This is a genomic window from Fictibacillus tiangongensis, from assembly GCF_048083785.1.
Taxonomy (GTDB): Bacteria; Bacillota; Bacilli; order Bacillales; family Fictibacillaceae; genus Fictibacillus.
Map to the genome: position 1 here is coordinate 1751736 of NZ_CP182294.1, position 20963 is coordinate 1772698.

The window sequence follows — 20963 nt, forward strand, 5'->3', positions numbered from 1 at the left end:
TTTACAGATGAAAGCTAGAGACATGAGTGTTTTAGCAGGCGTTATTCTCATTATCGCCATGCTCGTCATACCAATGCCAACGTTTATGTTGGACTTCTTAATCATAACGAATATATCTCTGGCACTTTTAATCATATTGATTGCCATGAACACAACACAGCCTCTCCAATTTTCTATATTTCCGTCATTGTTATTGTTAGTGACGCTTTTTAGACTAGGGCTAAACGTTTCGACAACAAGAAGCATCCTTTCAACAGGAGATGCTGGAAACGTTGTACATACTTTCGGTGAATTTGTAGTAGGCGGAAATATTCTTGTTGGTATCGTGGTATTTTTTATACTAATTATTATTCAATTTATCGTAATTACGAAAGGATCTGAACGTGTATCAGAAGTTGCTGCAAGGTTTACCCTTGATGCGATGCCTGGTAAGCAGATGAGTATTGATGCTGATCTGAACGCTGGCATGATTTCAGATCGAGAAGCGAAAGAAAGACGTGAAACGATTGAACGAGAAGCAGATTTTTACGGAGCGATGGATGGAGCGAGTAAATTTGTTAAAGGTGATGCGATAGCTGGTATTATCATCGTTTTGATCAATATGCTGTTCGGAATCATCATCGGAATGCTTCAGATGGGTCTTAGCTTTGGTGAGAGTGCAGAATTGTTTACAAGAATGACGGTTGGTGATGGATTAGTATCACAGATTCCAGCACTGATCATATCGACAGCCACAGGTATTATCGTGACACGTGCAGCTTCAGAAGGAAACTTAGGATTTGATATCAGCAAGCAATTGCTTGCGTATCCTATCATGCTTTTTGTTGCTGGAGGAACCATCATCATGCTTGGGTTGTTCACACCGATCAATGACTTTTTTACACTAACGATCGGCGGTATATTAGCGATCGGCGGGTATCTTCTATTAAAAGCTGAGCGTGAGCAGAAAGAAAAAGAAGAAGTGGTTGAAGAAGACATACAAACTGAACAGCTGAAAAGTCCTGAATCTGTTGTGAATCTGCTGCAGATCGACCCGATCGAATTTGAATTCGGCTACAGTCTCATTCCGTTAGCTGATACTTCGCAAGGCGGTGACCTGTTGGATAGGATCGTAATGATCAGAAGGCAGCTTGCTTTAGAGCTTGGAATGATCGTTCCGGTCGTTCGGATTCGAGACAATATCCAGCTTCAGCCCAATGAATACAGAATTAAAATTAAAGGAAGTCAGGTCGCAAAAGGTGAGTTGCTGTTGGATCATTATTTAGCGATGAGTCCAGGTATCGATGATGAAGAGGTACAAGGTATCGAAACGATGGAACCGGCATTTGGTCTGCCTGCCATCTGGATCGGTGAAGAGATGAAAGAACGAGCTGAATACTCAGGATACACGGTCGTAGATCCACCTTCAGTCGTCTCAACACATCTAACTGAAGTGATCAAGAAACACGCACATGAACTGATCGGCAGACAAGAAACGAAACAACTTGTAGAGCACTTAAAAGAATCGTATCCAGCCATTGTCGAAGAAGTTACGCCAGATGTCTTAACGATCGGAGAAGTTCAAAAGGTACTATCCAAACTTCTACGAGAGCGAATCTCGATTCGAAACTTAGCGGTAATCTTTGAAACGTTAGCTGATTTTGCAAAGATGACAAAGGATACAGATCTATTAACAGAGTATGTAAGACAAGGTTTGTCCCGACAGATATCAAAAAGCTATACCAATGAAAATGAACCGCTGCATGTTATCACACTTGGCGGATCGGTAGAAAAGAAGATAGCTGATGCAGTTCAGCAAACAGAACACGGCAATTACCTTTCTTTAGATCCAGAAGATTCTCAAGTGATCTTTGACAGCATTACATCTGAACTTGAATCAGGACGAAGCTTTGACCAATCCATTGTTCTCTTATGTTCACCAGCTGTAAGGATGTACGTAAGGCAACTCATTGAGCGTTATCTTCCAGATGTAGCGGTATTATCATACAACGAATTGGAACCTGAGCTAGAAGTGAAAAGTGTAGGGGTGGTGAACATCTGATGAAAGTGAAGAAGTATACAGCACAGAACTTGCCAGAAGCTATGAAATTAGTAAGAGCAGATCTTGGCAGCGGTGCGGTCATATTAAACACAAGAGAGGTTCAAGTTGGAGGTATCTTCGGATTCTTTACGAAGAAGAACGTTGAAATTTTCGCTGGATTGGATCAAGACGTAGATTATCATCAAACGAAGAATCATAACATGAATATTGTGAAACAACAGCAACCTGTGTATCAAGAAGAGGAATTGACGAAGGAGATTCGTCAACTGAAGAAGATGGTTCACACGTTGACCGTTCAATCCAAGATTCCAGAAGATATAGCACCATTTGTTAAAGAATGGGAAACGTTTCTATTTAATCAAGAAGTTGACTCAACAATACTTGAAGAAATCATTCCATCTTTATCCACTAAATACGAAAGTCTAGATGAAATGGAAAGAGTCAAGTATGACTGGAATACGTGGATCAGCAGCTTTTTAAGTGCAAGAATGGCTAAAAGTGAGTTTGGTGGCTTTCATTATGAAACGAAATTCCTAAACTTGATCGGACCTACTGGTGTTGGTAAAACAACGACGATAGCCAAGATTGGAGCAAAAGCGGTTTTAAAAGATGGAAAAAAAGTAGCGTTTATTACGACCGATACTTATCGGATCGCTGCTATCGACCAACTAAAAACGTATGCTGAGATTTTAAACATTCCATGTGAGGTCGCTTATACAGCGGAGGATTTTAAGAGAGCAAAAGAAAAATTTGAAGATTATGATCTAGTTCTTGTAGACTCTGCAGGCAGAAATTTTTTAAATCGTTTTTACATCGAAGAGCTTCAACGTATCATCCATTTTGATAAGGATATGAAAAACTATCTCGTCCTTTCATTAACTTCAAAATATCGCGATATGGAAACCATATACAATCAGTTTAAGAGTTTACCGGTTCATAAAGTGATCTTTACGAAGAAAGATGAAACAAAGACGTACGGCTCACTACTAAATCTTGCAATCTTAAACAATGTACCGATTGGCTATGTAACTAACGGCCAAAACGTCCCTGACGATATGTTTGAGGCTGATGCGGATGAACTAATTGGGATGCTGTTAAAGGAAAAGTCACATCATGCTTGATCAAGCGATTAGCCTTCGAAAACAATTAGTCTCTGCTCCGGCACACAGTGCACGAGTAATCTCTGTTGTCAGTGGTAAAGGCGGAGTCGGTAAAACGAACATCACGGTGAATCTTGCCCTTTCATTGGTTACCATGGGAAAGCGCGTTTTAGTACTAGATCTAGATATAGGTATGGGAAATGTAGACTTGATCCTCGGAAGAAAATCTCACAAACATTTGATGGATATGCTTCAGAATCAATTGTCAGTATGGGAGATCATCGAAGAGGGTAAAGATGGACTTCATACGATTGCTGGCGGTAGGAACTTCGGAACTCTTACAAGTATAACGGATGAGATGCTGGCACATTTTATGAATCAACTAGAAGAATTAGAGAGATTTTATGATTTTATCTTTTTAGACATGGGTGCTGGTGCAACAGAAACTGCTTTAAAATTTGTGCTCTCAAGTCATGAGGTATTGGTGATAGCTACACCTGAGATCACATCACTAACAGATGCCTATTCTATGATGAAATTCATTTATATGAAAGATAAAGAACTTCCCTTCTATTTAGTTATCAACCGATATGAAAATCAAAGAGAAGGAAGAGAAACGGTTGAAAAGTTAAGCCATGTTTGTAAACAGTTCTTACAAAAAGAGCTGATCTGTTTAGGGCAGATACCGATGGATCCAGATGTATGGCATGCCGTAAAAAAACAAATTCCCTTCTCTATTCATAAGCCGACCTCATTAGCTTCCAAAGCTGTGTATCAGTTAGCAGAAACGTATGTTGGTACGATAAAACAGCAAGAAGTATCTTATCAGTCTTTCATCGGCAAGTTGAAGTCATTTTTCAGAGAAAGGTAGATGCTGCATGAAACAGATCAGAGTGCTAGTTGTAGATGATTCTGCCTTTATGAGGAAGCTGATCAAAGAGTTCTTAAGTGAAGATCCAAGAATTATGGTGATCGATACAGCAAGAAACGGACAAGAAGCAATTGATAAAACATTAAAATTAAAGCCAGACGTTATCACGATGGATGTTGAAATGCCCGTTTTAAATGGCATTGATGCTGCAAGAACAATCATGAACAGCTCCCCTGTTCCGATCATCATGTTATCGAGCACAACAAAAGCCGGTGCAGAAAATACGATTCTAGCTATGGAAGCAGGAGCTATTGATTTTATCGCTAAGCCCTCTGGCGCGATATCCCTAGATTTACATAAAGTGAAAAATAGTTTGATAGAAAAAGTGATCACATCTTCAAAAGCAAATATCTCAACAAAAAAAGCTCTGTTGCCATATAAACTTGAAAACAATGTGCACAAGAGAATCCTAAAGAGAGAGCACAAAGACAAGCTGGTCTTGATCGGTACATCCACTGGCGGTCCAAGAGCATTACAACAAGTGATCACAAAGCTTCCGACAGACTTAGATGCACCTGTTGTTGTCGTACAACATATGCCCGCAGGGTTTACGAGATCGTTAGCAGATCGATTGAATTCATTATCGGACGTTTCTGTAAAAGAAGCGGAGGATCATGAGGTGTTAAAAAAAGGTTATGTTTACATCGCACCAGGTGGTTTTCATGTACGACTTTACGAGAAGATGGAGCGCTTGTACGTTTCGTTACATAAAGATGATCCTGTAGGAGGACATCGACCAGCAGTAAACGTACTGTTCAGTTCTGCAAGCAAACTTAAAGACTACCAAAAGATCGCTGTCATCATGACAGGGATGGGCTCTGATGGCACCGAAGGAATCGTAGATTTAAAAGAAGCGGGTTCAACGGTAGTTATTGCAGAAGCAGAAGAGTCTTGCATTGTTTATGGAATGCCAAAAACCGCGGTTCTTACGAAAAAAGTAGATGAAATTGTTCATTTAGAGTCTATTGGATCAGCAATTTTGAACCATTTGTAAAATAGGAGGAATTATACGTGGAAATGACACAATATCTCGACATATTCATTGAAGAAAGCAAAGAGCATTTACAGTCTATTAATCAACAAGTACTTCTGCTGGAAAAAAAACCAGGTGAACTTTCAATTGTCAATGAGATTTTCCGTTCTGCTCATACATTAAAAGGAATGTCGGCTACGATGGGTTATGAAGATCTAGCTAACCTCACTCATTGTATGGAAAATGTTCTAGATGCGATTCGTAATAACAAATTAGACGTTTCATCCTCTGTTCTAGATGTACTCTTCTCTTCACTTGATCACTTAGAAGCGATGGTCGTTGAAATTTCAGAAGGTGGCAGCGGAAAACGTGATGTTGCTGAGACAGTGAAAGAGTTAGAGGCCCTTGAAAAGGGAGAAGTTCCACGATCGATGCAAGCTGAAGCGAACAATGAAGCAGGTTCATTGCAAGATTATGATCAATATGAAAAACAGATCATCATTCAATCAAAAGAACAAGGATTTCATGCATACGAGTTATCGATCTCATTAAGAGAAGACTGTATTTTAAAAGCCGCCAGAGTATATATGGTGTTTGAAGTGATCGAACAGATCGGTGAGATCATTAAGACCCTACCAGCGGTAGATATGCTAGAAACAGAACAATTTGGAACACATTTTACTCTTTCCATACTCACGAAAGAATCCGCCGAAAACGTTAAAGAACGTATCTTAAAAGTTTCTGAGATTGATGCGGTAGAAGTGATTGATATCAAGGCAGATCAACTCAACATATCGTCAAATTCAGAGAGGGAAGAGAATGACAAATTAGAGCGAGAAGAAGTATCACCGCAAGATAAAAAGAGTGAAGTACAGCAAACTTCAAATGCTGGTAGCAGCGGGAAAACCATCCGTGTCAATATAGAGAGGCTTGATCAGCTCATGAACTTGTTTGAAGAACTTGTCATTGACCGTGGTCGGCTAGAAGAGATTTCAAAATCCTTAAAAAGCATGGAACTGAATGAGACTGTTGAACGAATGTCTCGTGTGTCAGGAGATCTGCAAAATATCATCCTGACGATGAGAATGGTTCCAGTAGAGCAAGTCTTCAACCGGTTTCCAAGAATGATAAGAGGATTAGCGAAAGATCTTGGCAAAAAAGTTAACCTCGAGATCGTAGGAGCAGAAACTGAACTAGATCGAACTGTAATCGATGAGATAGGTGACCCACTTGTTCATCTGCTTAGAAACTCGATTGACCATGGGATTGAAAACCCAGGGGTACGTTCATCTAATGGTAAAAATGAAACAGGTACTATCTATTTAAGGGCTTTTCATAGTGGAAATCACGTGTTTATTGAGATTCAAGATGATGGAGCGGGTATAAATAAACAAAAAGTATTAAGTAAAGCGATCGAAAATGGAATACTCACGAAAGAAATGTCTGAAAATTTGACCGATAAACAGTGTTTTGAATTATTGTTCGCTTCCGGATTTTCTACAGCAGATGTTGTTTCTGACATCTCAGGACGTGGAGTAGGATTGGATGTTGTGAAAAACAAAATTGAATCGTTAGGTGGTTCTATCACTGTCGATTCAACGGAAGGTTCAGGAACGATCTTTTCCATACAGCTTCCTCTTACCCTCTCGATCATGTCTGTCATGCTTGTTGAGATCAGCCGTGAGAAATATGCGATTCCGTTATCATCAATTATTGAAACAGCCATTATTAGAAAAGAAGAAATCCTTTCGGCTCATAATCAAAAAGTGATTGATTTTAGAGGTAAAGTAGTACCTCTTGTGAACATGAAAGATATTTTTGAAGTCCCTGGATCAACTGAATCGGGTCAGCACGTTCCTGTAGTCGTAGTAAGAAAAGGAGATAAGATGGCAGCGTTAGTAGTTGATTCGTTTATCGGACAGCAAGAGATCGTCTTGAAATCACTCGGACAGTATTTAACATCTGTATTTGCTATCTCTGGCGCAACGATTCTAGGAGATGGACAAGTAGCATTAATTCTCGATTGCAACGCACTCATTAAATAAGGTGGTTAATCATGATGAATGAAGAAAAAGTGATCATATTTCAATTAAAAGATGAAGAGTATGCAGTTCCTGTTCAGCACGTGAAATCGATCGAAAGAATGCAACCGATAACAAGAATTCCAAGAACAGTTTCGTTTGTAAAAGGTGTAATTAACTTAAGAGGAGTCGTTACTCCCATTATTGACTTGCGTTCTCGATTCGAGATCGAAGAAGTAAGCCATACGGATACGACTCGAATCATCATAGTGTCAGTAGGGACGATTGAAGCGGGACTCATTGTAGATGCAGCGAACGACGTAATCGATCTTGATAAAGAGGCGATCGAGCCCCCTCCTGAAGTAGTGGGCGGTGTAGATGCTGAGTATATAGAAGGAGTTGCAAAGATTGAAAAGCGACTATTGATCCTGCTTGACCTTGTGAAAGTTTTGAATCCAGAAAAGCTGGATGTCCAACCAACTAAGGAAAGTATCCATTAAGATGGATTTTCTAAAAATTCAGCCTATCCATCTGGATGTCTTACGAGAGATCGGTAACATTGGGGCAGGACATGCAGCGACGGCTTTGTCGACGATGTTGAACAAAGCTGTTGATATGAAAGTCCCTTCAGTGAATGTCATCTCTTTTGAAGAAATTTCTGAGATGGTAGGCGGAGCAGAGAACGTTGTGGCTTCCGTTTTCTTAAGAATCGTAGGGGATGCTCCGGGATGTATGTTCTTCATGCTTCCCGTTGAGCAAGCTGAACAGCTGTTAGAAGATTTATTAGTCGGCCAAACAGTGAATTTATCGAACGGAGATGAATCTGATATTGCTTTATCTGCTCTTCAAGAAGTAGGTAACATTCTATCAGGATCATATCTGACATCATTCTCTGATTTTACAGGGCTCAATTTACAGCCGTCTGTTCCTGCAACAAGCATTGACATGGCAGGAGCCATCTTAAGTTTTGGACTGTTCGAAATATCTGCTGTAAGTGATTATGCCATTGTTATCGATACTGCTTTTACGGATATAGAAAGACAAGACGAGGTAAAAGGTCATTTTTTTCTATTGCCTGACCCTCTATCCTTCTCAAAAATTTTTCATGCATTAGGAGTTCCGTTGGATGAGTGAAATCATAAAGGTGGGAATCGCTGATATTCATCTTGTTTTCCCTCCAAACACAATCAGAACAACAGGTCTTGGTTCATGTGTCGGCGTCATACTTTTTGATCAAGTAAAAAAAATCGCAGGGATGGCGCATATCATGCTTCCGGATTCTTCACTATCCAAAACTCCCACGTTGAATGAAGGGAAATATGCGGATACAGCGATTAAGAGTCTGTACGACATGCTGATCAAGAGTGGTGCCGACAAAAAAGGCTTAAAAGCAAAGATAGCCGGGGGCGCACAGATGTTTAAGTTCACCTCAGGAAGTGAAATGATGCGGATTGGACCAAGAAACGTTGAACGTGTGAAAGAAGAGCTATCAGCTCTAAAGATTCCATTATTAGCAAGCGATGTAGGAGGTTCTAGTGGAAGGACGATCGAGTTCAACCCTGAGAATACTTTATTAACGATTAAAACGGTAAATGCAGGAACAATAGTAATCTGAAATAAAAACCAAAAAAAACGAGGAGGATTACCATGACGGAGCCATCTTTATTAGAAGAACAATCTTGCTGGGAAAAGTGGAACACGAGTCGTGATCGAGAAGCAGGTGACGAACTGATGCGTGCGTATTTACCACTTGTCAATTATCACGTACAACGTATATCGGTTGGTTTGCCTAAAAGTGTTAACAAAGATGAACTCCGATCCCTCGGTATGCTAGGGTTATATGATGCTCTGAAAAAGTTTGAGCCTGAAAGAGACCTGAAGTTTGATACTTACGCTTCGTTTCGGATTCGTGGTGCTATTTTAGACGGCTTACGAAGAGAAGACTGGCTTCCAAGAAGTTTGAGAGAAAAAACAAAAAAAGTTGAAGCTGCCATCGAAAGATTAGAACAAGAAAATCTTCGTTCTGTTAGCCCAAAAGAAGTTGCGGATGAACTCGGATACTCAGAAAATGAAGTAACAACCGTTATGTCTGAAAGTTTTCTTGCTAACGTTTTATCGATTGACGAAGAGAACAAAGAAACAGAAAGTCGTGAAAAAGTTAGTTATACGATTGAAGATAAAAAAGCGATCACACCCGAAAATAGCTTGCTGCAAGAAGAACTTCATGGTGAGCTCGCATTAGTGATCAAGGAATTGTCTGAGAAAGAGCAGCTTGTAGTGAGTTTGTTCTACTTTGAGGAATTAACACTAACTGAAATCGGACAAGTACTGGGTCTATCTACATCCAGAATATCTCAAATACACTCAAAAGCACTTTTTAGAATCCGACAGGTTCTACAACGATATATGTAAGGAGTAGGGATATGGATCAATGGTTTCATATTACATTGGAAAATCGTGATACAGAGGCTTTTTTACTCAAAAAAGGAATTGAAATCCCATCTGGTGAAGTCACGTTTTCTAGACTTTTGGCTTGGATCGAATCGAAAGGTATCCGTCATGGAATTCGAAACGAAGTATTGAGTCTAGTTGCTGAAAATCTAGAGAGTTTTGTATTTCCAGCGGAGATCGCAAACGGGAAACTCCCGAGAGATGGGGAGTCTGCAAGACTTATACCATCTTTCTCAAACGAGATGAAATTTGATACAGACGAGAATGTGAAGCTTGATTTTAAACGTCTTTTTACAATTCCTACAGCTGAGTTCGGAGAGATCGTAGCAAGAAAACAAAACGCTGCTGAAGGCATACCAGGAATAAGTGTTTTTGGAAAAGTGATACCTGCAAAAAAAGGTAAAGATTTGTTAGTGAGAAATGGTGAGAATACTGTATATAACGAAATTGAGCAATGTGTCTATGCATCAGCGAGTGGAGAGGTAACGTTCCAAAATAATCGGATAAATATCTATCCCGTTTATCGAGTAGATGGTGATGTTTCCTTAAAGACCGGTCATATTGATTTTGTTGGAAATGTACATATAACCGGGGACGTTCCCGCTGGATTTAAAATAACTGCTAAAGGTGATGTACGAGTTGAAGGCGTCGTAGAAGCAGCAGATATTATTTCTGACGGAAGCGTTATTATCGGAGGCGGTGTTCTAGGTCAAGGAAAAGGAACAGTTCGTTGTGGTGGAGACTTCACTTCCCTTTATATTAGTCAAGGAAATGTATACGCAAAAGGAAGCATTAGAGTAGCACAAACGATTCTTCACAGTCATTGTGAGGCGGAATCAACCGTAATATGTACCAGTGGCAAAGGAAATATATCGGGTGGCACCTGTATTGCAGGAAAAGGAATATCGGCGAATAACATAGGTAACGAAACGAATTCCAAAACGTTATTATACATAAAGAAAAATGATAGAATGGAAAAAGAAATCATACATCATGAACAAAAAATTCTTGAACTAGAAAAGAATTTAGAGAAATTAAATCACTTAAAGATCGTGTTGATTCAAAAAAATACAGAGCAACAAATCATAAATAGAATTGTAAACACGATTTCTCAATCGCAACAAGAGATTTCAGTCCATCGAACAGAGATCGAAGAATATAAAAATTCTTTACAGTCTTCTATTAATATTAACTGCACGCTTCATCCCAATGTTGAGATCTCGATCGGAAAATACAAACGTAACATTCAATCTTCATATACCGCTGCTAAAGTATTTATAGAAGAGAAGGAAATTGTTGTTCACACTCTATAAGAATGGGATGTGATGCTGTGAGTCTTAAATTAATCGAGCTTCAAGTTGCGATTCCAAGAACTCTTGATGCTTCAAAAGCAAGTATTGATGTGATGAATAGAGGACTTCTTCAACAACAGCAGACTTCAGAAGAAGTACGAAAAAAAGACAAGATAGAAGCAGAACGGGTCAATCAAAAAGAAGCGACTGAATCAAGTCTGTTTCATACAAATGATCAGCATCAGCAAGATAAGACGAGTTCTAAGAGTTCGAGTCATCCTTATAAAGGAAGTAAAATCGATTATTCAGGTTAGGATGAATGAGATGTACGCTTTATTTTTCATAAGTATTATGCTAAACATAGTCTGTTTATATTTAATTTTTAATTTGTACAAAGAATTTCAAAAACAAATTAACGCACATGATTCAAAAACGAGTGAAGAAGTAGAAGAGCTTCTTGAGCTGTTTTCAGAAGAGATGAAGATAGAAAATGAACGCTTGCATGAAATGATCCTAAAATTCTCTCAGAAAAATCATCAGCAAAAGGATCTGGATGAAAGCACAATTATTGAACCAGATGAGACAGGGACGGACCTCAAAGAGTCAGAGGATAAACAATTCTCTAATGAGACAAACGAAGTATTAACATTAGCTCAAAAAGGTTATAATGCTGAAGAAATTGCAAAAATGCTGCACCGAGGAAAAGGTGAAGTAGAGTTGCTTTTAAAATTTTATCGATAACAAGCAAAAAGACTTGCAGAAATTGCACGAAACATGTTATATTATTTCTCGGTGTTAATCACACACGTTTGCGGATTTGAGCAATGTGGTGCTGACTAAGTCAGTTATTGCTCAAAGGTGAAACAAACGGAGGTAAACAAACCTAGGAGGTGCCATTATGGCAGTAATTTCAATGAAACAATTGTTAGAAGCTGGTGTACACTTTGGTCATCAGACTCGCCGTTGGAATCCGAAAATGTCTCGTTACATTTTCACAGAAAGAAACGGTATTTACATTATCGATCTTCAAAAGACGGTAAAGAAAGTTGAAGAATGCTACAATGTTATGCGTAACATCGCAGCTGACGGCGGAAAGATTCTTTTCGTTGGAACTAAGAAACAAGCTCAAGATTCAGTTAAGGAAGAAGCTGAACGTTCTGACATGTACTACATCAACCAACGCTGGTTAGGTGGAACATTAACAAACTTCGGTACTATCCGCAAGCGTATCAACCGCTTAAAAGATCTTGAAAAAATGCAAGAAGACGGTACTTTTGAAGTACTTCCTAAGAAAGAAGTTATTCTTCTTAAGAAGGAAATGGAGCGTCTTGAAAAGTTCCTAGGCGGAATCAAAGACATGAACAAGCTTCCTGACGCATTATTCGTAGTTGACCCTCGTAAAGAGCGCATCGCGATTGCAGAAGCTCGTAAATTGAACATCCCGATCATCGCTATCGTTGATACGAACTGTGATCCGGACGAAGTTGATCACGTTATCCCTGGTAACGATGATGCAATTCGTGCAGTTAAACTTCTTACTGGTAAGATGGCAGATGCTATCATCGAAGCTAACCAAGGCGGAGAAGAAGTAGCAGAAGCAGCTGAAGAAGAAACTACTGCTTAATTAAATGGAATGCTCAAGGGTGGTAGAGGGGATGACCCTTTATCACCCTTTTTATGTAAAAGCACAACTAGCACTACATATCCCATAAGGAGGCAAAAACACATGGCTATTACAGCACAAATGGTTAAAGAATTGCGTGAGAAAACTGGCGCAGGAATGATGGATTGTAAGAAAGCATTAACTGAAACAGATGGTAACATGGAGGCGGCAATCGATTACCTTCGTGAAAAAGGGATCGCGAAAGCTGCTAAAAAAGCTGACCGTATCGCAGCAGAAGGATTAACTTCTGTAATCGTTGACGGAAACAAAGCAGTTATCCTTGAAGTAAACTCTGAAACAGATTTCGTTGCGAAAAACGAAAACTTCAAAAACTTAATCGCTGAGTTAGGTAACCACTTGTTGGCTACTGAGCCTGCTTCAGTAGAAGATGCATTAGCTTCTGACTTTAACGGAACTTCAGTAAATGACTACATTAACGCAGCAATCGCTAAAATCGGAGAAAAGCTTACACTTCGTCGCTTCGAGATCTTGAAAAAAGACGAGAACGCAGCATTCGGCGCTTACCTTCACATGGGTGGTCGCATCGGAGTTCTTTCAGTTGTTGAAGGAACAACAGAAGAAGAAGTTGCGAAAGACGTTTCTATGCACGTTGCAGCTGTAAACCCTAAATACATCTCTCGTGACGAAGTTAGTGAAGAAGAAGTTTCACGTGAGCGTAAAGTATTAACCGAACAAGCACTTAACGAAGGAAAACCTGAAAACATCGTAGCTAAAATGGTAGAAGGACGTCTTGGCAAATACTTCGAAGATATTTGCTTAAACGACCAATCTTTCATTAAAGATCCAGACCAAAAAGTTGGTAAATATGTAGCTTCCAAAGGTGCTACTGTTAAAGCCTTCATTCGCTTTGAAGTTGGAGAAGGTCTTGAGAAGCGTGAAGACAACTTCGCTGAAGAAGTAATGTCTCAAGTTAAAAAGTAAGCACAGTTAGAAAAAGAGGGGAGCACGTTGTGTTCCTCTTTTTTTACAGAAATAACCTGAGTTTTTAATGGCAATGCTATCAAAATTTGTTCTTTCGCTGATCTTTAAAACATCATTGACAAGTTGATTGGAGTGTAAGGTGCGAGACTCCTGGGGGATCAGCGGGACAGGTGAGACACCTAAGTGCGCAAAGCGCAGAGGTGGCTCACCGCATGCCCCCCCGGAAAGCGAGTACCTGAAACGGAAATCAACCTCATTCAAGAGGAACTTGAGCGGCCATAATAACAGGGTAAATACATTTTTTTAGGTGATGGAGGGACAAATGACTACTTCAAAATATAAACGAGTCGTCTTGAAATTAAGTGGAGAAGCACTAGCAGGTGAACAAACATCTGGAATCGATCCAAAAATCGTTCAGTCAATTGCAGAACAAGTAAAAGAAATCGTTGAACTCGACGTAGAAGTTGCTGTAGTAGTAGGCGGCGGAAACCTATGGCGTGGTAAGACGGGCAGTGAGATGGGAATGGACCGTGCTTCAGCAGACTATATGGGCATGCTTGCTACTGTTATGAATTCATTAGCCCTTCAAGACAGTCTTGAAAACATCGGGGTTCAAACAAGAGTACAAACATCAATAGAAATGCGTCAGGTTGCAGAACCTTATATCAGAAGAAAAGCCATTCGTCACCTTGAAAAAAAGCGCGTTGTCATATTTGCAGCAGGAACGGGTAACCCGTACTTCTCAACAGATACGACTGCAGCACTAAGAGCAGCAGAAATTGAAGCAGAAGTCATCTTGATGGCTAAGAATAACGTGGATGGCGTGTATTCAGCAGATCCGAAATTGGATGAGAACGCTGTTAAGTATACGACATTATCGTATCTTGATCTTTTAAAAGATGGACTAGCAGTAATGGATACAACAGCTTCATCACTATGTATGGATAATGATATCCCGTTAGTTGTTTTCTCGATCATGGAAGAAGGAAACATCAAACGAGCAGTTGCCGGAGAAAAAATTGGAACCGTTATAAGGGGGAGAAACTAATGGCAAAAGAAGTTTTAACTCAAGCAGAAGAAAAGATGCAAAAAGCAATCGGAGCTCTAAGACGTGAATATTCAACACTTCGTGCAGGTAGAGCAAACCCTTCTCTATTAGACAGAGTACAAGTTGATTACTACGGAACTCAAACTCCGATCAATCAATTAGCAGGTGTAACAACTCCAGAAGCTAGACTTTTAGTGATTCAGCCTTACGACAAATCTGCAATGGCAGATATTGAAAAGGCGATCCTAAAGTCTGATCTTGGTCTAACACCTTCTAACGATGGGCAAGTGATTCGAATTGCGATTCCAGCACTAACAGAAGAGCGCCGAAAAGAGCTAGTTAAACTTGTTAAAAAGTTTGCTGAAGAAGCGAAAGTGGCTCTAAGAAACGTTCGTCGTGATGCGAATGACGATTTAAAGAAGCTTGAAAAAGAAGCTGAGATTACAGAAGACGAACTACGTCGCTATAACGATGATGTTCAAAAGCTTACTGATAAATACACAGCTGAAGCTGATTCTGTAAGTTCTGCTAAAGAAAAAGAAATCATGGAAGTATAAAGCTTTTCCATGTACAATTAAATATAAAAAGCCCTCTATAAAAGGGGGCTTTTTTATTAGACAATATCACCATTTTGCTAGACTTTAATTGATAAGGTGATTGGCATATGGAGAACACTTTACTAAAAGGTGGATTTCATGAAGTCTAAGAAGATGGAGGCTTATACATGCTTGACAAGCTTTTCTTTAAGAAAAAAAGTACGGAGAACCATACATTCAAAGAAGAAAATATCCCTAAACATGTCGCCATTATTATGGATGGCAACGGAAGGTGGGCTCGGAAACGAGCTATGCCGCGAATTGCCGGTCATCATGAAGGAATGAAAACCGTTCGTAAAATCGTTAAAGAAGCGAATAAGATTGGGATAGAAGTTTTAACTCTTTATGCGTTTTCAACTGAAAATTGGAAACGTCCACGTGAAGAAGTTGACTTTTTAATGAAACTTCCTGGAGAATTTTTAAACACTTTTCTTCCAGATTTGATTAAAGAGAACGTACAAGTGCGAATAATGGGTAAAAAGGAGTTGTTACCACTACACACGGTAAAAGCTGTAGATGAAGCAATTCACAAGACGAAGAACAACAGTGGTTTAATCTTAAACTTCGCTCTTAATTATGGAAGCCGCGATGAGATTACAGCTGCAGTTAAAGCTTTGGCTTCTGAGGTGAAACAAGGAAAGTTAGAGCCGTCACAAATCGATGATTCAATGATCGAACAGCATTTAATGACGCATGATCTAAAAGATCCGGATCTTTTGATTCGTACAAGTGGTGAGGTTCGATTAAGTAATTTTATGCTATGGCAGCTTGCGTATTCTGAATTTTGGTTTACTGAAGTGTTATGGCCAGATTTTTCTGAAGAGCATCTACGAGAAGCTGTATCACAATTTGCCGGACGAGGCAGGCGGTATGGCGGTGTTTAATTAAGGAGGACTTATGAAACAACGGATAATAACAGGTGTAATCGCAGCCGTTTTATTTATAGGGATTACCCTTTATGGAAGCTGGCCGTTCTCACTATTAATACTATTGCTAACTGGGATTGGCATGTTTGAATTATTGCGTATGAAAAGGATGGAGCTAAGTTTCGTAGGGGGAATCGGATTTTTATTAACAGTCTTGATCGCATTACCGCAAGACTGGATGAGTTCTTTAGAACCTTTTACTAAAACTGATGCCATTATACTTGCAGTTCTTCTATTACTAGTCGTAACTGTTGTACAAAAGAACAATACAGATTACAATCATATTTCGTTTGTGCTTTTTAGTGCTATATACGTAGGTTTTGGGTTTTTCTATTTACTAGAAACGAGAATTTTAGAAGGTGGAGTCCAACTCTTATTCTTGATCCTATTCATGATATGGGCAACAGACTCTGGCGCTTATTTTGTTGGAAAATCGATTGGAAAACGAAAACTTTGGCCGGTTATCTCTCCAAACAAAACGATCGAAGGGGCAGTCGGAGGTATCTTTTTTAGTCTAGTTGTAGGGTTGATCAGCTACTTTACACATTTTGTGGATATATCGTTGTCTAATATTCTACTGATTTCCATTATCGTAGGTATATTTGGTCAGATAGGAGACTTGGCAGAGTCGGCATTCAAACGAATCTACGATGTGAAAGATTCTGGTACTCTGCTTCCTGGACATGGCGGGATATTAGATAGACTTGATAGTGCGTTATTTGTATTCCCGTTGCTCCACGTGCTTCATTTGATAGGATAACGCTAGGAGGTATAGGATGAAATCAGTTAGTTTACTTGGTGCAACAGGTTCGATCGGCGTTCAGACCTTAGATGTGATCGCCTCTCATCCGGAACAGTTCAAATTGAGTTCGATGTCTGTAGGGAAGAATATTGAGGCTGCTGAAAAGATCATATCTAAATTTCAACCTGAAATATGTGCTGTTCAAAATGAAGAAGATGCAACAAAACTTCGTTCGAAGGTAAGTTCATCTACAAGAGTTGTCTCAGGTATGGATGGTTTGATCGAGGCCGCAGTTTCTACTGATTCAACAGTTGTTGTGAACGCAGTCATCGGCAGTGTAGGCTTACTTCCTACATTAAAAGCCATCGAAGCAAAAAAGACGATCGCTTTAGCTAATAAAGAAACGCTAGTAACAGCAGGTCATCTTGTTATGGAAAAAGCGAAGAAACATAACGTAGCAATTCTTCCGGTCGATTCAGAACATTCAGCGATCTATCAGTGTTTGAACGGTGAAGACCCGAATCGTGTGGAGAAGTTGATATTGACTGCTTCAGGTGGAAGTTTTAGAGATCGTACTCGTGATGAATTAAAAAACGTTACCGTTCAAGAAGCTTTGAACCATCCAAACTGGTCGATGGGTGCGAAAATTACGATCGATTCTGCGACAATGATGAATAAAGGTTTAGAAGTAATTGAAGCTCATTGGTTATTTTCCTTTGATTATTCGAAAATAGACGTCATTTTACATAAGGAAAGCATCATACACTCTATGGTAGAGTTTGTTGATACAAGCGTTATCGCTCATTTGGGACAACCAGATATGAGAGTGCCGATACAATACGCTCTTACATATCCCGATCGACTTGAATTAATAAACGGGAAAAGGTTAAACTTATGGGAAGTTGGAAAGTTGCATTTTCAAGAAATGGACTACGACCGGTTCCGGTGTTTAAAACTTGCTTTTCAGGCAGGAAAGGCTGGAGGCTTGATGCCGACCATTTTAAATGCTGCGAATGAAAAAGCGGTTGAACGATTTCTTAAAGGTCATATCTCGTTTCTTGAGATTGAAGAGATGATCGAACGAGCTATGCAGAATTTGTCCAACGTCAGTACGCCAGACCTTGAGACAATACAAGAAACAGATAATAGGACTCGTCAATATGTGGAGTCACTACTTAGTAAAGGCAGGTAATGGGAATGAACACTGTGATAGCCATTATCATCATTTTAGGTGCTTTAATTTTCTTTCATGAACTCGGACATCTGTTGCTGGCAAAGCGTGCAGGCATCTTGTGTCGTGAGTTTGCTATTGGATTCGGCCCGAAAGTGTTTGCCTTCAAAAAAGGGGAGACAGTCTACACGATTCGTCTTTTACCTCTTGGAGGGTTCGTACGTATGGCTGGAGAAGATCCAGAAGGTATTGAACTTAAGGCAGGTCACAGAGTTGGTTTGATCTTCAACCAAGCAAATGAAGTCGAGAAAATCGTTGTTAATCACCGTGAAAAATATCCGGTGCAAAAAACGATCACCATTGAAAACGCTGATTTAGAACGTGAATTGTATGTAACAGGCTTTGAGAATGAAGACTCTGGAACATCAACTTACAAAGTAAAAGAAGATGCACTATTTGTAGCTGATCACCAAGAGATGCAGATTGCACCATATAACCGACAGTTTGGTTCGAAGACGATCATGCAAAGAACACTAGCGATCTTTGCTGGTCCTGCAATGAACTTTTTACTAGCTTTCGTGATCTTGGTTGTATTTTCACTCATGCAAGGCATCCCGACTAATGAATCAAGACTAGGTACCCTTCAAGAAGGAGCAGGTGCCGATAAAGCTGGATTGATTAAAGGGGATAAAATTATTGCAGTTCAGGGCGAAAAGATGGACGATTGGAAAGAGTTAGTGTCTGTCATTCAAGAAAACCCTGGTGAAAAGTTAATGTTTACGATCAACCGTGATGGAGAAGAGAAAGTGGTTCCTGTCACGCTTGGCTCTCGAAAAGGTGCTGATGATAAGAACGAAGGATTTATCGGAGCACATCCATATACTGAATCCTCTTTTGTTGGATCATTAGAATATGGTGCTAAACAAACTTGGTTTATGACAACGGCTATATTTACAGGACTCGGACAACTGATAACGGGTCAGCACGGCATCGATCAGCTCTCTGGACCACTTGGAATCTATGAGTATACAGATCAAGCTGCAAAAGCCGGTGTTTATATGCTGTTGCAATGGGCAGCTATCTTAAGTGTTAACTTAGGGATCTTTAACTTGTTGCCATTACCTGCACTTGACGGAGGACGACTTCTATTCTTAGGAGTTGAAGCTTTGAGAGGGAAACCGATCGATCCGCAAAAAGAAGGAATGGTTCATTTTATCGGGTTTGCTTTTCTGATGTTATTGATGCTAGTTGTGACATGGAATGATATACAGAAAATTTTTCTTGGTTAATTAGGGATGATTTGAGGAGTAGAGATTATGAGACAAAGTCAGTTGTTTATGCCAACTTTAAGAGAAGTTCCTGCAGATGCGGATGTTAAAAGTCACCAGCTCTTATTAAGAGCTGGCTTTATCCGTCAGAATGCTGCTGGTATTTATTCTTTTCTTCCATTGGGGAAAAAAGTTCTTCAAAAGGTAGAGAATATTGTAAGAGAAGAAATGGATCGTGCTGGTTCACAAGAGATGATGATGCCGGCATTGCAGCTTGCTGAACTTTGGCAGGAAAGTGGCCGATGGTATAGCTATGGTCCTGAACTAATGAGATTAAAAGACCGACACGAGCGTGATTTCGCACTTGGAGCGACTCATGAAGAAGTGATTACGAGCATCGTTCGAGACGAAGTAAAATCATATAAGAAACTTCCTCTTAATCTATATCAGATTCAAACAAAGTTCAGAGATGAGAAACGTCCACGTTTCGGACTGCTTCGCGGAAGAGAGTTCATCATGAAAGACGCATACTCTTTCCATGATAAGCAAGAAAGTCTTGATGACACGTATGAAGCGATGAAAGGCGCCTACTCAGCTATCTTTAGCCGTTGTGGACTAAACTTCCGTGCGGTCTTAGCCGATTCAGGTGCGATCGGCGGTAAAGATAATCATGAGTTCATGGTCTTATCAGAAATTGGTGAAGATTTGATCGCGTATTCAACGGATTCAGATTTTGCAGCGAACATAGAGATGGCTCCAGTTGTTCTTCGTGAAGACCGTTCATCTGAAAATCTTATGGAACTTAAGAAAGTAGAAACGAAGAACGCGAAAACGATCGAAGAGGTTTCAGATCTATTACAGGTTTCACCATCCAAAGTGATAAAATCATTGCTTTATATCGCTGATGAACAACCTGTTTTAGTGTTAGTCAGAGGAGATCATGAGGTTAATGAGATCAAGCTTAAGAATGTTCTTTCTGCTAAAGAAGTAGAATTAGCTACGGCAGAAGAAACAAAAAAATGGTTGAACGCTGAACACGGATCTATCGGACCAGTTCATTCTTCAAAAGAAGTTAAAGTAATCGCTGATCAAGCAGTTCCATATATGGTAAATGCCGTCTGTGGTGCAAATGAAACAGGCTATCATTATACAAATGTTAATCACAATAGAGATTTTGAGTGTAATGAAACAGCTGACCTTCGCTTCGTTGTTGAAGGTGATCTGTCACCAGATGGTAAAGGGACGATCGTTTTTGCTAAAGGAATTGAAGTTGGGCATGTGTTCAAACTTGGTAAAGTATACAGTGAGCCGATGAAAGCCTCATACTTAGATGAAAACGGTAAGAATCAGATCATGTCCATGGGTTGTTACGGAATAGGTGTCTCACGTACATTAGCAGCCGTGGCTGAAGAAAACAATGATGAAAAAGGTTTGATCTGGCCTTTGTCATTAACACCGTTCGATGTTCACTTAATTGCTGTTAACAGTAAGAACGCAGAACAAGCAGCGCTGTCCGATGAACTTTATACGCAGATCAAAAACGATGGATTTGATTGTTTATATGATGATCGCCCTGAACGAGCGGGTGTGAAATTTACAGATAGCGATCTTATCGGACTGCCAATTCGTGTTATGGTTGGAAAACGTGCTTCAGAAGGTATCGTAGAAGTGAAGATACGTAAAAGCGGAGAATCTTTCGAAGTGCCAGTTTCAGAACTAAGCAGTTTTATTAAAAATGAGTGGGACAAGCTTAAGAATTAGTAGATTTATGATAAATACGATATTGCTATAGAGGAGG

21 protein-coding genes are annotated in these 20963 nt (G+C 39.7%); all 21 read left to right on the forward strand.

Annotated elements, in window-relative coordinates; translation table 11 throughout:
- The first annotated feature begins 7 nt into the window (after positions 1 to 7).
- The 21 genes from flhA (at position 8) to ACNJYY_RS09655 (ending at position 20926) form a co-directional block, all read left to right on the forward strand.
- Positions 8 to 2041, forward strand: a complete 2034-nt coding sequence (flhA, locus tag ACNJYY_RS09555; protein ID WP_416731515.1) for a flagellar biosynthesis protein FlhA — start codon at positions 8 to 10, stop codon at positions 2039 to 2041.
- Positions 2041 to 3162, forward strand: coding sequence for a flagellar biosynthesis protein FlhF (gene flhF, locus ACNJYY_RS09560; RefSeq protein WP_416731516.1), 1122 nt, complete (start codon positions 2041 to 2043; stop codon positions 3160 to 3162). The genes flhA and flhF overlap by 1 nt, the downstream gene beginning before the upstream one ends.
- Positions 3155 to 4012, forward strand: coding sequence for a MinD/ParA family protein (locus ACNJYY_RS09565; RefSeq protein ID WP_416731517.1), 858 nt, complete (start codon positions 3155 to 3157; stop codon positions 4010 to 4012). Before flhF ends, ACNJYY_RS09565 begins: the two co-directional genes overlap by 8 nt.
- A 7-nt stretch (positions 4013 to 4019) precedes the next feature.
- On the forward strand, positions 4020 to 5066 hold the full coding sequence (locus tag ACNJYY_RS09570) for a protein-glutamate methylesterase/protein-glutamine glutaminase (protein WP_416731518.1): 1047 nt from the start codon (positions 4020 to 4022) through the stop codon (positions 5064 to 5066).
- A 17-nt stretch (positions 5067 to 5083) separates the two neighbouring features.
- Complete coding sequence (locus ACNJYY_RS09575; RefSeq protein WP_416731519.1) at positions 5084 to 7090, forward strand: chemotaxis protein CheW; 2007 nt, start codon at positions 5084 to 5086, stop codon at positions 7088 to 7090.
- Positions 7091 to 7101: 11 nt separating this feature from the next.
- Entirely contained in the window at positions 7102 to 7566 is a 465-nt protein-coding gene (locus tag ACNJYY_RS09580) for a chemotaxis protein CheW (protein WP_416731520.1), read from the forward strand.
- A gap of 1 nt (position 7567) precedes the next feature.
- Positions 7568 to 8200, forward strand: a complete 633-nt coding sequence (locus ACNJYY_RS09585; RefSeq protein ID WP_416731521.1) for a chemotaxis protein CheC — start codon at positions 7568 to 7570, stop codon at positions 8198 to 8200.
- The gene (locus ACNJYY_RS09590) at positions 8193 to 8681 is read left to right on the forward strand and encodes a chemotaxis protein CheD (RefSeq protein WP_416731522.1); all 489 of its coding nucleotides are present in this window, start codon (positions 8193 to 8195) and stop codon (positions 8679 to 8681) included. The genes ACNJYY_RS09585 and ACNJYY_RS09590 overlap by 8 nt, the downstream gene beginning before the upstream one ends.
- 32 nt (positions 8682 to 8713) lie before the next feature.
- Positions 8714 to 9478 carry a FliA/WhiG family RNA polymerase sigma factor gene (locus ACNJYY_RS09595; RefSeq protein ID WP_137789645.1) on the forward strand — a complete coding sequence of 255 codons (765 nt, stop codon included), beginning with the start codon at positions 8714 to 8716 and terminating at the stop codon, positions 9476 to 9478.
- 11 nt (positions 9479 to 9489) lie between these two features.
- Positions 9490 to 10830, forward strand: coding sequence for a FapA family protein (locus ACNJYY_RS09600; RefSeq protein WP_416731523.1), 1341 nt, complete (start codon positions 9490 to 9492; stop codon positions 10828 to 10830).
- 17 nt (positions 10831 to 10847) lie between these two features.
- Positions 10848 to 11123 carry a hypothetical protein gene (locus ACNJYY_RS09605; protein WP_416731524.1) on the forward strand — a complete coding sequence of 92 codons (276 nt, stop codon included), beginning with the start codon at positions 10848 to 10850 and terminating at the stop codon, positions 11121 to 11123.
- Between the two features lie 10 nt (positions 11124 to 11133).
- On the forward strand, positions 11134 to 11550 hold the full coding sequence (locus tag ACNJYY_RS09610; protein WP_416731525.1) for a DUF6115 domain-containing protein: 417 nt from the start codon (positions 11134 to 11136) through the stop codon (positions 11548 to 11550).
- A gap of 157 nt (positions 11551 to 11707) precedes the next feature.
- The gene (rpsB, locus tag ACNJYY_RS09615; protein ID WP_144700734.1) at positions 11708 to 12433 is read left to right on the forward strand and encodes a 30S ribosomal protein S2; all 726 of its coding nucleotides are present in this window, start codon (positions 11708 to 11710) and stop codon (positions 12431 to 12433) included.
- A gap of 102 nt (positions 12434 to 12535) precedes the next feature.
- Entirely contained in the window at positions 12536 to 13414 is an 879-nt protein-coding gene (gene tsf / locus ACNJYY_RS09620; RefSeq protein WP_144700732.1) for a translation elongation factor Ts, read from the forward strand.
- 322 nt (positions 13415 to 13736) lie between these two features.
- Positions 13737 to 14462 (forward strand): UMP kinase, encoded by a 726-nt coding sequence (gene pyrH / locus ACNJYY_RS09625; RefSeq protein WP_066393724.1) that lies wholly within the window; start codon positions 13737 to 13739, stop codon positions 14460 to 14462.
- Complete coding sequence (gene frr, locus ACNJYY_RS09630) at positions 14462 to 15019, forward strand: ribosome recycling factor (RefSeq protein WP_137789640.1); 558 nt, start codon at positions 14462 to 14464, stop codon at positions 15017 to 15019. Before pyrH ends, frr begins: the two co-directional genes overlap by 1 nt.
- Before the next feature lie 167 nt (positions 15020 to 15186).
- The gene (locus ACNJYY_RS09635; RefSeq protein ID WP_416731526.1) at positions 15187 to 15942 is read left to right on the forward strand and encodes an isoprenyl transferase; all 756 of its coding nucleotides are present in this window, start codon (positions 15187 to 15189) and stop codon (positions 15940 to 15942) included.
- Positions 15943 to 15955: 13 nt separating this feature from the next.
- Entirely contained in the window at positions 15956 to 16744 is a 789-nt protein-coding gene (locus tag ACNJYY_RS09640; RefSeq protein ID WP_416731527.1) for a phosphatidate cytidylyltransferase, read from the forward strand.
- 16 nt (positions 16745 to 16760) lie between these two features.
- Complete coding sequence (gene dxr / locus ACNJYY_RS09645; RefSeq protein ID WP_416731528.1) at positions 16761 to 17918, forward strand: 1-deoxy-D-xylulose-5-phosphate reductoisomerase; 1158 nt, start codon at positions 16761 to 16763, stop codon at positions 17916 to 17918.
- Positions 17919 to 17923: 5 nt separating this feature from the next.
- Complete coding sequence (gene rseP, locus ACNJYY_RS09650) at positions 17924 to 19186, forward strand: RIP metalloprotease RseP (protein WP_144700724.1); 1263 nt, start codon at positions 17924 to 17926, stop codon at positions 19184 to 19186.
- A 27-nt stretch (positions 19187 to 19213) separates the two neighbouring features.
- The gene (locus ACNJYY_RS09655) at positions 19214 to 20926 is read left to right on the forward strand and encodes a proline--tRNA ligase (protein ID WP_416731529.1); all 1713 of its coding nucleotides are present in this window, start codon (positions 19214 to 19216) and stop codon (positions 20924 to 20926) included.
- Positions 20927 to 20963 lie beyond the last annotated feature (37 nt).

Bases quoted from the DNA above. Each gene is read 5' to 3' on its own strand.
- flhA (WP_416731515.1), top strand. From the start codon at position 8: ATGAAAGCTAGAGACATGAGTGTTTTAGCAGGCGTTATTCTCATTATC.
- flhF (WP_416731516.1), top strand. From the start codon at position 2,041: ATGAAAGTGAAGAAGTATACAGCACAGAACTTGCCAGAAGCTATGAAA.
- ACNJYY_RS09565 (WP_416731517.1), top strand. From the start codon at position 3,155: ATGCTTGATCAAGCGATTAGCCTTCGAAAACAATTAGTCTCTGCTCCG.
- ACNJYY_RS09570 (WP_416731518.1), top strand. From the start codon at position 4,020: ATGAAACAGATCAGAGTGCTAGTTGTAGATGATTCTGCCTTTATGAGG.
- ACNJYY_RS09580 (WP_416731520.1), top strand. From the start codon at position 7,102: ATGATGAATGAAGAAAAAGTGATCATATTTCAATTAAAAGATGAAGAG.
- ACNJYY_RS09585 (WP_416731521.1), top strand. From the start codon at position 7,568: ATGGATTTTCTAAAAATTCAGCCTATCCATCTGGATGTCTTACGAGAG.
- ACNJYY_RS09590 (WP_416731522.1), top strand. From the start codon at position 8,193: ATGAGTGAAATCATAAAGGTGGGAATCGCTGATATTCATCTTGTTTTC.
- ACNJYY_RS09595 (WP_137789645.1), top strand. From the start codon at position 8,714: ATGACGGAGCCATCTTTATTAGAAGAACAATCTTGCTGGGAAAAGTGG.
- ACNJYY_RS09600 (WP_416731523.1), top strand. From the start codon at position 9,490: ATGGATCAATGGTTTCATATTACATTGGAAAATCGTGATACAGAGGCT.
- ACNJYY_RS09610 (WP_416731525.1), top strand. From the start codon at position 11,134: ATGTACGCTTTATTTTTCATAAGTATTATGCTAAACATAGTCTGTTTA.
- rpsB (WP_144700734.1), top strand. From the start codon at position 11,708: ATGGCAGTAATTTCAATGAAACAATTGTTAGAAGCTGGTGTACACTTT.
- tsf (WP_144700732.1), top strand. From the start codon at position 12,536: ATGGCTATTACAGCACAAATGGTTAAAGAATTGCGTGAGAAAACTGGC.
- pyrH (WP_066393724.1), top strand. From the start codon at position 13,737: ATGACTACTTCAAAATATAAACGAGTCGTCTTGAAATTAAGTGGAGAA.
- frr (WP_137789640.1), top strand. From the start codon at position 14,462: ATGGCAAAAGAAGTTTTAACTCAAGCAGAAGAAAAGATGCAAAAAGCA.
- ACNJYY_RS09635 (WP_416731526.1), top strand. From the start codon at position 15,187: ATGCTTGACAAGCTTTTCTTTAAGAAAAAAAGTACGGAGAACCATACA.
- ACNJYY_RS09640 (WP_416731527.1), top strand. From the start codon at position 15,956: ATGAAACAACGGATAATAACAGGTGTAATCGCAGCCGTTTTATTTATA.
- dxr (WP_416731528.1), top strand. From the start codon at position 16,761: ATGAAATCAGTTAGTTTACTTGGTGCAACAGGTTCGATCGGCGTTCAG.
- rseP (WP_144700724.1), top strand. From the start codon at position 17,924: ATGAACACTGTGATAGCCATTATCATCATTTTAGGTGCTTTAATTTTC.
- ACNJYY_RS09655 (WP_416731529.1), top strand. From the start codon at position 19,214: ATGAGACAAAGTCAGTTGTTTATGCCAACTTTAAGAGAAGTTCCTGCA.